This window comes from Mesorhizobium sp. WSM4871 (genome assembly GCF_055811295.1).
Genome location: NZ_JBVVPU010000011.1, coordinates 136540 through 149193 on the forward strand (window position 1 = coordinate 136540; position 12654 = coordinate 149193).

Sequence of the window (12654 nt, forward strand, 5' to 3'; positions counted from 1 at the left end):
CTTCGGCGTGACCGTTCAAGCCGCCAGCCTGGCGATCCGTTGCAGCCGCTTTAGCGTGACGTCGTCCTGCAAAGCCTGCTGGAAGAGCGAGATCTCCTGGTCGATGCGGTCACAGAGCACATCGGTGTCGCCCCGCAGCAGGTCGCGTGTCTGCAACAGTGCGGCGACCGGCTTCTTGGCGAGTTGCCTGGCCCTACCAAGCGCCGCTTCCTCGACACTGCCGCCCGGCACGATCTCCGTGACCAGGCCGAGCGCCTTGGCATCCTCGGCGCGGAGCGTGTCGCCCAGGCAGAAGAAGCGGAAAGCGCCGGCATAACCGAGCTTCCGTGGCGCCAGAATGCTGGTCGCCGCATCCGGCACGAGGCCGAAATCGACGAACGGCACCCGGAACGTGCTTTCATCAGAGGCGATCACCATGTCGCAATGGAACAGGATGGTGCAGCCGACGCCGACGGCGTCGCCATCGACACAGGCAAGGACTGGCTTCGGAAACGTCGCCAAAGTGCGGAACATGTCGGTGACGGCGGCGATCAACCGCTGATGCTTGGTGGCATCGAGGAATTCGGAAAAGTCGCCACCGAGGCAGAAGCAGCCGGCCAGGCCTCGCAGCACCACGACCCGTACTTCATCGTCGACGGCAGCTTCGTGGAAGGTCCTCGCCAGGCTTTCATAGGCTCGCCTGTCCAGCACCGGCCGGCCATCGTCCGACGACACCGTGACAATCAGCGTATGATTGCGGAACTCCGTTTGCGCGTGGATGTTCATGACCGTCTCCATCTCACGATGCCCGCCTCATCCCGAGCATGTCGGGATATCCCCTGGCCAATACCGGCGCATGATGGTTGCGACGCGAACGCACCACGTCCAGCGTATGGTCGTTGAAGGTAAGCAGCGTAGCGACGACCTGCTGGTTGCCGTAAGTACGCTGGTAGCCAAGCGGCGTGGCCAGGAAGTGCAGTTGCAGCGCACGCAGGACCCACATCGGCTCGAATTCGATGATCACCTGGTTGACGTTGCGCTTCAGCCCCCACTCGACGAAACCGGCAATCAGCTCGGTGCCCACCGTCGACACGCCGCGCTTGCCGTCGCGAAATCCCGGCGCCACCGCGTAGCGGGTCAGTTCCCAGATATTCGGCCCCGAGGGAGGCGTACCTTCATAGAGGTCCGTCAGCACATCGGTCAGAAGATGCGCCCGCGTCGTCGGCAACATCCTCTGATAACCGGCCAGTTCGCCATTGCGGATGACAAGCTGATGTACCGCTTCGTCGTGGTCGAACTGGTCGATCTCAAGGCCGTCGGGGCGCTTCAGATCGGTCCAGCCCATCTCCTCGACAAAGATCTTGTAGCGCAAGCGATGAACCGCCTCCCAAAGGTCGGGTCGTTCCATCAATTCCTGAGTGTTTAGGGAAAAAAGCATTCGCCGTCTCCTGGTTTTAAGAGGAAGATACGGCCGGGCTTTCCCGAGAAAATTACGCGATCGCGTAGGCAAGAATTTCTAGGCCGGCGCGGCCGACCTAACTAATATAGCCGCGCCTTATCGCTTCCGCGACCGCCTGCACCCGGTTGACGGCACCGAGTTTGCTCTTGGCGTTAAGAAGGTGTTTCTCCGAGGTGTGTTCCGATATGCCGAGGATTTGCGAAATCTCCCACTCGGACTTGCCGACAGCCGCCCATTGCATGCATTCGCGCTCGCGCGGCGTCAGTTCGATGTGATCGATGGTCTTGTTGGCCATCGTGTGGAGTTGCATGGCGCGGCCGACGGCATAGGTCGACACCAGCGACACCAGGCCAAATTCGGCCCCCGACAGTTCGACGGCCTCGCCACCCAGCGATACCATGACGATCTGGCCGTCCAATGTGATCAGCGGGAAGGCCAGCCCGTCGCGCAGCTTGAACTCGCCGGCGTCGCCCATCACTTCGCCGCTGCTCTTGTCGATGCGAATGCCTTGCGCGGCTTCCCGCCACTGGAACGGCGCCTGAAGCTGCTTCATATGGCTGACGACGGGATCATGGTCGACATAGTTGCGCGACACATAGCGCTCCAGCCATTCAACCGGCCACTCGCAAAGCAGCACATGCTCCTTTTGCTGGCCTTTTGGCGTGCCTGGCTGCGGAACCGTCCCGGCCATGAGCGCCGTCAGGCCGAACTCCGAGGTTACGCCAAGCAGCTTTTCGCAGACCGCCGCCGCCGTGTTGGCGTGCTGCAGATCATCGATGAATTCCAGTGTGCGATCGAAATGGCCCATCGCAACATCTACCCCATGCTGCCTTCCGCATTGAGACCGGCAGTCCGGCGCTTCACCTTGCCATCGATCCCGGGTGCAAATTTGTTGCCCGCATTACCAACGGCCACCCCAGCCGAGGCGATGCAATCATTTGCAAGCTTACCAATCATATCCCTAAATCAGCTTGATGAAATCAAAAACTTGCGCCTTTGCTCCTTTGGTACAAAAAGCGAATTGGAACAGGATGGGGAGGAGCGCAGGATGGCAATTCGGCGGATAGCCATTGTCATGATGCTGGTATTGATGGGAGCGCAGTCGCCGACGGCACGCGCCGCGGAGCCACAAGTGCCGGTCTTGTGGGATGCCAAGGAGCGGCTGCCGAAGCCGGACCTTTCCAAACTGCCCCGGTTGCGTTTCCTGACCACCACCGATTTTCCGCCTTTCAACTTCCTCGACGGCGCAGGCCGGTTGTCCGGTTTTCACGTCGATCTGGCGCGGGCCATCTGCGCCGAACTCGACATCGCCGACAAATGTCAGATCCAGGCGCTGCCCTGGGCCGAGCTGGAAGACGCGCTAAAGAAGGGCGAAGGCGAAGCGATTATCGCCGGCATCGCAGCCACGCCGGAGGCTCGGTCGAAATATGCCTTCTCGCGCTCTTATTTGCAGTTTCCGGCGCGCTTCATCGTGCCGAAGACGAAAGCGCTGACGGAACCGATCTTCGACAAACTGCGCGGCAAGCGCGTCGGCGTGGTCGCCGGCTCCGCGCATGAGCGGATGCTGCGCGACTATTTCGGCGCCGTTGAGGTCATCCCGTTCGGGCAGCCGGAAGATCTCTACGCCGAGCTCAAGGCCGGCAAGATCGACGCCGCCTTCGGCGACGGCATGCGCTTCGCCTTCTGGCTGGGCGGCTCCGATGCCGCGGGCTGCTGCCGCTTTGCCGGAGGCCCCTATCTGGCCCCGGAATATCTGGGCTCCGGCATGGCCATCGCCACCAGGGCCGACGATCCGGCGCTGGCCGCGGCATTCGACTACGCGTTGCAGGAGATTTCGGTGAAGGGCATCTTCACCGAATTCTATCTGCGCTATTTCCCGGTCAGTTTCTTCTGATCCGGCCCGGTCAGCTTTTTCTGATCCGGCCCGGTCAGCTTTTTCTGACGATCCTGCTTTAAGTCAGCGTCCGAAGCCGGGCCTTCGCCGCGCGGCCGATGGCGGCGACGGTCAGAGTGTCGAGATCGAGCTCGCGGCGGATGAGCTGCAGCACCCGCACCTCTTCCAGTCGCATTTCGAGGTCGATGGCCGCCACTTCGAAGGCGGCGGCGTAGGCCGTGTCGTGCAATCGTTCCGGCAGGACCTCGGCGACACTGGCCAAAACGCCTTCCAGGCCGTCCTTTTCATGCAGCTTCTTCTGGCAGGCCTGGGCGACCTCGACCAGCCGATCATGGTTGAAATCCTCGAACACCGGCCATGAGCGGACGACGTCGCCGATCCGCGCCAGTTCGACATCGGTCATGTCGCGATCGGACGCCGAGGTGATGACCATCAGGTAGATCAGGGCTTCATGCGGCGTCGGCAACGGCATTTTTTTACTCCTTGAACTGCTTCCGAACTTAGGAACGCGGCATCTGTGCCGCAAGGAAAAAGCGTTCCACGCGTTGACGCCCAAGACAGGCACGCCTAGAGACCGGTTGAAAAATCTAGCGGCTTTGCCGGATGAACGACCTGGAACAGTGACATGGCGGGATCCAACATCATCGATCTCAATCCCGAGGTGCTTGCGGCAGCGGCCGAAAGCAAGGCATGGCCGTTCGAGGAAGCCAAAAAGATCGTCGAGCGCTACAAGGGCACCGACTTTCCCGAGACCATACTGTTCGAAACCGGCTATGGTCCGTCGGGCCTGCCGCATATCGGCACGTTCGGCGAGGTCGCGCGCACCTCGATGGTGCGCCACGCCTTCCGCGTCCTGACCAGGGATACGGTCAAGACCAAGCTGCTCTGCTTTTCCGACGATATGGACGGCATGCGCAAGATTCCCGACAACGTGCCGGATCGCGCCGCGCTCGAACCGCATCTGCACAAGCCGCTGTCGTCGGTGCCCAATCCGTTTGGCGGCGACTATGCGAGCTTCGCCGACCACAACAATGCGATGCTTTGCCGCTTCCTGGACACGTTCGGCTTCGACTACGAGTTCGCCAGCGCAACCGAATATTACAAGGCCGGCCGTTTCGACGCAGTCCTGCTGCGCGCCGCCGAACGCTATGACCAGATCATGGCGGTGATGCTGCCGACGCTTGGGCCGGAGCGACAGGCCACCTACAGCCCGTTCCTGCCGATTTCACCGAAGAGCGGCCGGGTGCTCTATGTCCCGATGAAGCATGTCGACGCCAAGGCCGGCACCATCACCTTCGACGACGACGGCACCGAAACCACGCTTTCGATCAAGGGCGGCAAGGTGAAGCTGCAGTGGAAGCCGGATTTCGGCATGCGCTGGGCAGCGCTTGGCGTCGATTTCGAAATGTTCGGCAAGGACCACCAGACCAATGCAGTGGTCTATGACCGGATCTGCAACATTCTGGGCGGGCGGGCGCCGGAGCACTTCGTTTATGAGCTGTTCCTCGACGAGAATGGCCAGAAGATCTCGAAGTCGAAGGGCAACGGACTGACCATCGACGAGTGGCTGACCTATGCGCCGACCGAGAGCCTCGGCCTCTATATGTACCAGCGGCCACGGCAGGCCAAGAAGCTCTACTTCGACGTCATCCCAAGGGCGGTGGACGAATATTACACCTTCCTCGCCGCCTATCCCAGGCAGGATTGGAAAGAGCGGCTGGGCAATCCGGTCTGGCACATGCATGACGGCAACCCGCCTGCTATCGACCTGCCGGTGCCTTTCTCGCTGCTGCTCAATCTCGTCAGTGCCTCCAACGCCCAGAATAAGGATGTGCTGTGGGGCTTCATCTCGCGCCATGTACCTGGCGTAACGCCTGAGACGCATCCCGAGCTCGACAGGCTGACGGGCTATGCAATCCGCTATTTCGACGATTTCGTGAAGCCGACGAAAACCTTTCGGGCGGCCGACGATGTCGAGAGCGAGGCCCTGGCGGAGCTGTCGCAGGCGCTTGCCTCGCTTCCCGCCGGCTCTACCGGCGAAGCGATCCAGAACGCTGCGCTCAACGTCGCACGCAGGATCGAGCGCTATCAGGACCATTCGAAGCAGAGCCCCGAAGGCGGGCCTGGCGTCTCCGTCGCGTTCTTCCAGATGATATACCAGGTGCTGATCGGACAGGAGCGTGGTCCGCGCTTCGGCTCCTTTGTCGCGCTCTACGGCATCGAGGAGACGCGCGCGCTCATTCGGAAGGCTCTGGCTGGTCAACTGGCGGCGTAGCGGTCGTCTCGGTCGACGGCGTAGCCGTCGTCGCCGACGGGTCGAGTATCGGCTGCGTGGCTGTCGGTGCTGTCACGACAGCCGGCGCCGGCGGCAGGCCGGAGAGCTTTGGCGCCGGTCCGAAAATGCCTTTCCTGGCCTCACGCGCCTTCTCGCCGGCCTCAACGTAAGGGCTGCTCTTGGCGGCGCGCGCCCAGCCGTTCTCGATCAGCCACTGGCCGATATCCTGCTTGCCGACGCGGCATTCGGCGGCGATCAGGTCGCGACCACCTTCTGGCGGCACCGTGCAGACCACGGCCCGGCCGCGCAGAAAGGCGCGGAACGCGGTGCGCGCCCGGACACCGCAGGCCCAAGACTTGCCGCCATCGGTGCAGGTTTCGTCCTGCTGGACGATGTCGATGCCGGAAACCGCGACCGAATAGCCTTTGGCCTCGATCACGCCGGCGGCCGTCGCGACCGGCTGGAACAGTTTCGTCCCGTTCCAGTCGTCGGGCATTTTCGTCTTGGGCGGCTTGGGCGGGCCGGCCAGCGCCAACTCGCTCAACGGGGCGCGCGGCTCGACCCGCTGGAGTTCCTCGGTTTGAAGCTGCGGCTGCGCGACGATCTCGGGATCGATGGTCCTGGAGTGCGCTTCCGGCTTTGCCGCCTGGTGTTCCGGAATTGCGGTGGCGGCAGGCATGTCGGATCGGGCTTCGAGGCCGGCCTGCACCTGGTTGCCGGGGCTGGCGTTCTCGTCATGACGAACGACGCGACCGCCGGCGACAATCGCCGTCCCCATCGCCAGGACAATCAACACCGCAACAGCAGCTTGAAGCGGGCGCATCGGCGGCACCCTACTGGCTTGCCCAGACGATCCGCGCCACCCATTCGACGTCCCGCATGGGGATGTCGCGGTCCGGATGGTCGGGATTGAGCGAGACCAGCACGATCGACTTCACCGTCTGGCGGTCGAGCACCTTGGCCATGACCTCGCCGGCGTTGGTCTTGACGACGACGCGGTCGCCCCGGCGGGTGGCGGCGCCAGGCTCGACGATCAGCACGTCGCCGTTGCGGTAAAGCGGCAGCATGGAATCGCCCTGGACCTGCAGCGCATAGGAGGTTTCCGTCGCTCGCGCCGGAAGCTCGACCAGGTCCCAGCCCTGCCCCGCTGGAAAGCCGGCATCGTCGAAGAAGCCGCCGGCGCCAGCCTGGGCGAAGCCGAGCAGCGGTACCGAAGACTTCTGCGCCGGCAGGAATCCGGGGCCGGGCTTGCCCCGGCCTTCGACCAAACTGATGAATTCGTCGAGCGAAGCGCCGGTCGCCTCGATGATTTTGGCCAGCGATTCGGTCGAGGGCCAGCGCGGGCGGCCATCCGAGGACAGCCGCTTCGACTTGTTGAAGGCGGTCGAATCAAGGCCAGCGCGCTTCGCCAGTCCTGAGGCCGAGAGCGAATAGCGCTCAGCCAGAGCGTCGATGGCGGCCCATACCCGATCATGCGAGAGCACTTTGCTCTGCCTCTTGGTTTGAGCACCGGATGTTTGCGAAAACCGCTGCACGCTTTTCGGTCCGGCGCTCTGCAACAGGAAAAAATACCTTCCCCGTTCTAGTCTTCCATCGCCGGTTTGTCCACTGACGGGCATGTGTCCATCACCACAGGCCGGGGACGAGCCGGTAGCGCACCCTTCGCGCATACTCCGTATAGCCGTCGAGCTCCGATCCCAGCATTTTTTCTTCGTCCAGGATGCGCAGCATAAGGATCGGCACGTTGAGCAGCATGAAGAGCAATCCCCACCAAGACCCCAGTGCCAGCGGCATCCCGATGACAAGGATCAGCACGCCGACATACATGGGATGCCGCACCAGTGCGTAGGGGCCGGTGGAGATGACGGTCTGGCCTTCCATCTTCTCGATCGTGGAAGCGCCGTAGCTGTTCTCACGGAAGACCACGAGATCGATCATCAAGCCGAGCGCCACGAGAAAATTGCCGAATACCGAGATCCAGGCCGGGACATGCGACCAGCCGAAGCGATAGTCGAGCACCGAGACGATCACCAGCGCAATCGCGCCGGCGAAGGCGAGCGTGATGATGGCTTTCTGCGCCGGCCGGGTTTCCGCGCCGGGGCCGGCCTTGATGCGCCGTTCCAGCAGCGCCGGGTTCCTGAGCGCGAGGTAGATGCCGATGATGTTGGTCGAAAGCGTGAAGACAATAAGAAAGGTCCAGCCCTGCCAATAGGCCAGCGTTCCCGCCGGCACGAAGATGACGGCAGCGAGCACGAGCAGGCCGACAAGGGCCGACTTCAGGGTGCGGATGGCAAGGTCCATCGCTTTCTCCCGGGTTGACGGCGCTGGCCGTCAACCCGCTTGGCGTCGCCCCCAAGCCAGGCGGCGTCAGGCCGCCTTCTTCACCTCGCCCTTCGCGTAGGGGTCGAAGCGCTGGTAGAAGGTCTCGTCCTTCTCGGCCATATCGAGCAGCAGCTTCGGCGCCTTGAACTCGGCGCCGTATTTCTTCTGCAAGCCCTTGGCGATCTTGACGAACTTCCTGGCGCCGATGCCGTCGATATAGGACAGTACGCCGCCGGTGAAAGGCGCGAAGCCGAAGGCGAGGATCGAGCCGACATCGGCCTCACGCGGATCGGTGACGATGCCCTCCTCCATCACCCGCGCCGCTTCCAGCGCGATGGTGACCAGCAGCCGCTGCTTCAGCTCCTCATAGTCGACCTTTTCCGGCGCAAGCTGCGGGTAGAGATCCTTGAGGCCGGGCCACAGCTTCTTCTTGGCCGGCTTTTGCGGATAGTCGTAAAAGCCCTTGCCGTTCTTGCGGCCGAAGCGGCCATGCGTGTCGACCAGCGTGTTGATCAGCGCCATCTGCTTGGGATCGACCGCCTTGTCGCCGAGATCCCTGATGGTCTGCTTCATGATCTTCTGGGCAAGGTCGATCGCCGTTTCGTCGGTCAACGCCAAGGGACCGACCGGCATCCCGGCGGCCTTCGCCGCATTCTCGATCATCGGCGCCGGAACGCCCTCGATCAGCATCTTGTAGGCTTCCGACATGTAGCGCAGCACGCAGCGATTGACATAGAAGCCGCGCGTGTCGTTGACGACGATCGGCGTCTTCTTGATAGCGCGCACGAAGTCGATCGCGGTGGCCAGCGCCTTGTCGCCGGTCTTCTTGCCGAGGATGATCTCGACCAGCATCATCTTGTCGACAGGCGAGAAGAAATGAATGCCGATGAAATTCTTCGCCCGCGCCGAATTCTTGGCCAAAGCGGTGATCGGGATGGTGGAGGTGTTTGAGGCGAAGATCGCCGACGGCTTCAGCACGGCTTCCGCCTGTTCGGTGGCTGCCTTCTTGACGGCCGAATCCTCGAACACCGCCTCGACGACAAGGTCGCAGCCGGCAAGATCGGCGTAGTCGGCCGTCGGCGTGATCAGCGACAAGAGCCTGTCCTTTTCCTCCGGCTTGGCGCGGCCCTTCTTCACCTGATCCGAGACCAGGCTGTCGGAATGCGCCTTGCCCTTGGCGGCGGATTCCATGTCGCGGTCGAGCAGCACCACCGGGATGCCGGCCTTGGCCGTGACATAGGCGATGCCGGCACCCATGAAGCCGGCGCCGAGAATGCCGATCTTCTTGAACTTCGTCTCCGGTACCCCGGCCGGGCGGCGCGCGCCCTTGTTGAGTTCCTGCAGCGAGACGAACAGCGAGCGGATCATCGCCGCGGCTTCCCTGGTCTGCATGATCTCGGTGAAATAGCGTTGCTCGATGCGCAAGCCGGTGTCGAACGGCACCAGCAGGCCCTCATAGACGCATTTCAGGATCGCGGCGGCGGCAGGATAGTTGCCATAGGTCTCGCGGCGCAGGATGGCGATGGCTGGCGGCCACAGATTGGCGCCGGCCACCGAATAGATCGGGCCGCCGGGAAGCTTGAAGCCCTTCTCGTCCCATGGCTGGACGGCTTTCAGGCCGTTCCTGATCATTGCCTTGGCGGTCTCGACCAGCTTCCCGGGCTCGGCGATCTCATGGATCAGGCCCATGGACTTGGCCTTCTGCGGCGACGCCGCCTGACCGGAGGTCAGCATCTGCAGCGCCTGCTGCTGGTCGGTCAGCCGTGGCACCCGCTGGGTGCCGCCAGCACCCGGGAAGATGCCGATCTTCACTTCGGGAAGCGCCATCCTGACCTTGTCGGAATCGGCCGCGACGCGGCCGTGGCAAGCGAGCGACAATTCGAACGCACCGCCCATGCAGGTGCCGTTGATCGCCGACACAAATGGCTTTCCGCAAGTCTCCAGCTTGCGGAACAGTCCGGTCATCTTGCCGGCGTTGTCGAACAGCGCCTTGGTCGCCTGCTCGGCGTTCTTGGCCTTGTCGGCGGCAAAGGTGGTCAGCATCTTCTGCAGCAGGGTGATGTCGGCGCCGCCCGAGAAGGTGTCCTTGCCGGAGGTGATCACCGCGCCCTTGACGGCGGTGTCCTCAGCCACCTTGTCGACAATGGCATTGAGTTCGAGCATCGCTTCTTCGGTGAAGACATTCATCGAGCGGCCGGGCATGTCCCAGGTGACCAGCGCGATGCCGTCAGCATCGATGTCGAGGGTGAAATTGGTGTAGCTCATCGTCTTTCTCCCGGTCAGACGCGTTCGATGATCGTGGCGGTGCCCATGCCGGCGCCGATGCAGAGCGTCACCAGCGCGGTGTTCAGGTCGCGCCGCTCAAGCTCGTCGAGCACCGTGCCGAAGATCATCGCGCCGGTGGCGCCGAGCGGATGGCCCATGGCGATGGCGCCGCCATTGACGTTAATCTTGTCATGCGGAATGTCGAAAGCCTGCATGTAGCGCAGCACCACCGCAGCGAAAGCCTCGTTGAGCTCGAACAGGTCGATGTCGGACAGCTTCATCCTGGCGCGCTTCAGCAGCTTCTCGGTGACGTCGACGGGGCCGGTGAGCATCAGCACCGGCTCCGAGCCGATATTGGCGAAGGTACGGATGCGCGCGCGGGGCTTCAGGCCCATCGCCTTGCCGGCCTTCTTCGAGCCGAGCAGAACGGCGGCCGCGCCATCGACGATGCCCGATGAATTGCCGGCGTGATGGACATGGTTGACCTCTTCGACCTCGGGATGCTTCTGCACCGCAACGGCGTCGAAGCCACCCATTTCGCCGGGCATGACGAAGGACGGATTGAGCGCCGCCAGCGACTGCATGTCGGTCGAGGGCCGCATGTGCTCGTCATGGTCGAGGATGGTCAGGCCGTTCTGGTCCTTGATCGAGATCACCGAATTCTTGAAGCGGCCCTCTCCCCAGGCTTTGGCGGCGCGCTTCTGGCTCTCGACGGCATAGGCGTCGACGTCGTCGCGCGAAAAACCGTATTTGGTGGCGATCAGATCGGCCGAGATGCCTTGTGGCACGAACCAGCCGGGCAGGCCGACCGAGGGATCCATGAACCAGGCGCCGCCGGAGGCGCCCATGCCGACGCGCGACATCGATTCGACGCCGCCGGCAATGACGATCTCGTCGGCGCCTTGCGCGATCTTGGCGGCGCCGAAATTGATGGCGTCGAGGCCCGACGCACAGAAGCGCGAGATCTGCATGCCGGGCGCCGAGGTCGCGTAACCGGCTTCAAAGGCGGCCGCGCGCGGAATGACGGAACCCGCCTCGCCGACTGGGTCGACGCAGCCGAAGATGATGTCGTCGACGGCGCCGGTGTCGAGTTCGTTGCGGTCGCGGATCGCCTCGAGCACCTTGGCGCCGAGCCTTACCGCCGGCACTTCATGCAGCGAGCCATCCTTCTTGCCTCTGCCGCGCGGCGTGCGCACGGCGTCATAGACATAAGCTTCGGCCATTTTTCTGCTCCTTGGGTTTGCTGAGCTCGCTCAGAGAGAGCGCCCGATCAGCAATTTCATGATCTCGTTGGTGCCGCCGTAGATGCGCTGGACGCGGGCGTCGCGGAACATGCGGGCGATCGGATATTCATTCATGTAGCCATAGCCGCCATGCAATTGAAGGCATTCGTCGACGACTTTTCCCTGCAGGTCGCTGAGCCAGTATTTGGCCATCGAGGCCGTGACCGGATCGAGGCCGCCATTGATGTGGCGGGCGACGCAATCATTGTAGAAGACGCGGCCGATGGTCGCCTCGGTCTTCAATTCGGCGAGCTTGAACTGGGTGTTCTGGAAATCGATGATCGCCTTGCCGAAGGCCTTGCGCTCCTTGACGTATTCGATGGTCAGCGCCAATGCGCGCTCGATCATGGCGATGGCCCCGGTGCCGATCTGCAGCCGCTCCTGCGGCAATTGCTGCATCAGCTGGACGAAACCCTGGCCTTCCTCATGGCCGAGCAAATTGGAGGTCGGCACGCGCACGTCATTGAAGAACAGTTCCGACGTATCGTTGGCTTTCAACCCGATCTTGTCGAGGTTGCGGCCGCGCTCGAAGCCGTCCACCTCGTCGGTCTCGACGACGATCAGCGAGGTCCCCTTGGCGCCCTTGTCCGGATCGGTCTTGGTGACGACAATGATGAAATTGGCGAGCTGGCCGTTGGTGATGAAGGTCTTGGAGCCGTTGAGCTTGTACTGGTTGCCGTCCTTCTCGGCGCGTGTCTTGACGCCTTGCAGATCGGAGCCGGCGCCAGGCTCGGTCATGGCGATGGCGCCGATCAACTCGCCGGTGGCGAGTTTCGGCAGCCACTTCTTCTTCTGCTCTTCCGAGCCATAGTGAAGGATGTAAGGGGCGACGATCGAATTGTGCAGGCCGATGCCAAAACCGTCGACACCGACATGGCCGATCGCCTCGATGATGGCGCTCTCATGCGCGAAGGTGCCGCCGGAGCCGCCATATTCTTCCGGCATCGAAGCGCAAAGCAGCCCGGCCGCACCCGCTTTCAGCCAGCACTCGCGGTCGACCATCTCGTTCTTCTCGAACTCGTCGTAGCGCGGCGCGATCTCTTCCGACATGAAGCGGGACGCCATGTCGTAGAGCATGCCGACCTCGTCCGCCGCCCACGCGGGCTTCGGCAGGCCAAGAATTTCGGCTGGATTTGTCGCCACGATTTCCTCCGCGTTCCGACAATTATGGGCCGGC

12 protein-coding genes are annotated in these 12654 nt (G+C 62.8%); 2 read left to right on the top strand and 10 right to left on the bottom strand.

The window, feature by feature from the left end:
- Positions 1-15: 15 nt before the first annotated feature.
- The 3 genes from AC0L2H_RS22620 to AC0L2H_RS22630 form a co-directional block, all read right to left on the bottom strand.
- On the bottom strand, positions 16-765 hold the full coding sequence (locus tag AC0L2H_RS22620) for an enoyl-CoA hydratase-related protein (protein ID WP_473592271.1): 750 nt from the start codon (positions 763-765) through the stop codon (positions 16-18).
- Between the two features lie 13 nt (positions 766-778).
- Positions 779-1417, bottom strand: a complete 639-nt coding sequence (locus tag AC0L2H_RS22625) for an acyl-homoserine-lactone synthase (RefSeq protein WP_473592272.1) — start codon at positions 1415-1417, stop codon at positions 779-781.
- A 97-nt stretch (positions 1418-1514) separates the two neighbouring features.
- Positions 1515-2246 (bottom strand): helix-turn-helix transcriptional regulator, encoded by a 732-nt coding sequence (locus AC0L2H_RS22630; protein ID WP_473592273.1) that lies wholly within the window; start codon positions 2244-2246, stop codon positions 1515-1517.
- Between the two features lie 270 nt (positions 2247-2516).
- Between AC0L2H_RS22630 and AC0L2H_RS22635 the strand changes: the two genes are divergently transcribed.
- Positions 2517-3332 carry a transporter substrate-binding domain-containing protein gene (locus AC0L2H_RS22635; protein ID WP_473592397.1) on the top strand — a complete coding sequence of 272 codons (816 nt, stop codon included), beginning with the start codon at positions 2517-2519 and terminating at the stop codon, positions 3330-3332.
- 58 nt (positions 3333-3390) lie between these two features.
- On the opposite strand, the gene AC0L2H_RS22640 is transcribed toward AC0L2H_RS22635, so the two are convergent.
- Positions 3391-3804 (bottom strand): tellurite resistance TerB family protein, encoded by a 414-nt coding sequence (locus AC0L2H_RS22640; protein WP_473592274.1) that lies wholly within the window; start codon positions 3802-3804, stop codon positions 3391-3393.
- Positions 3805-3957: 153 nt separating this feature from the next.
- Between AC0L2H_RS22640 and AC0L2H_RS22645 the strand changes: the two genes are divergently transcribed.
- On the top strand, positions 3958-5607 hold the full coding sequence (locus AC0L2H_RS22645) for a lysine--tRNA ligase (protein ID WP_473592275.1): 1650 nt from the start codon (positions 3958-3960) through the stop codon (positions 5605-5607).
- Here AC0L2H_RS22645 and AC0L2H_RS22650 read toward each other — a convergent pair.
- From AC0L2H_RS22650 to AC0L2H_RS22675, 6 genes are all read right to left on the bottom strand, one after another.
- On the bottom strand, positions 5570-6430 hold the full coding sequence (locus AC0L2H_RS22650) for a thermonuclease family protein (protein WP_473592276.1): 861 nt from the start codon (positions 6428-6430) through the stop codon (positions 5570-5572). The two genes, AC0L2H_RS22645 and AC0L2H_RS22650, sit on opposite strands and share 38 nt — an antisense overlap.
- 10 nt (positions 6431-6440) lie before the next feature.
- Positions 6441-7091, bottom strand: a complete 651-nt coding sequence (locus AC0L2H_RS22655) for a S24 family peptidase (protein ID WP_473592277.1) — start codon at positions 7089-7091, stop codon at positions 6441-6443.
- Positions 7092-7233: 142 nt separating this feature from the next.
- Positions 7234-7908 (bottom strand): methyltransferase family protein, encoded by a 675-nt coding sequence (locus tag AC0L2H_RS22660; RefSeq protein ID WP_473592278.1) that lies wholly within the window; start codon positions 7906-7908, stop codon positions 7234-7236.
- 66 nt (positions 7909-7974) lie between these two features.
- Positions 7975-10194, bottom strand: a complete 2220-nt coding sequence (locus AC0L2H_RS22665; protein ID WP_473592279.1) for a 3-hydroxyacyl-CoA dehydrogenase NAD-binding domain-containing protein — start codon at positions 10192-10194, stop codon at positions 7975-7977.
- Positions 10195-10208: 14 nt separating this feature from the next.
- Entirely contained in the window at positions 10209-11417 is a 1209-nt protein-coding gene (locus AC0L2H_RS22670) for an acetyl-CoA C-acetyltransferase (protein ID WP_473592280.1), read from the bottom strand.
- Between the two features lie 30 nt (positions 11418-11447).
- Positions 11448-12620, bottom strand: coding sequence for an acyl-CoA dehydrogenase family protein (locus AC0L2H_RS22675; RefSeq protein ID WP_473592281.1), 1173 nt, complete (start codon positions 12618-12620; stop codon positions 11448-11450).
- Between the last annotated feature and the right edge of the window lie 34 nt (positions 12621-12654).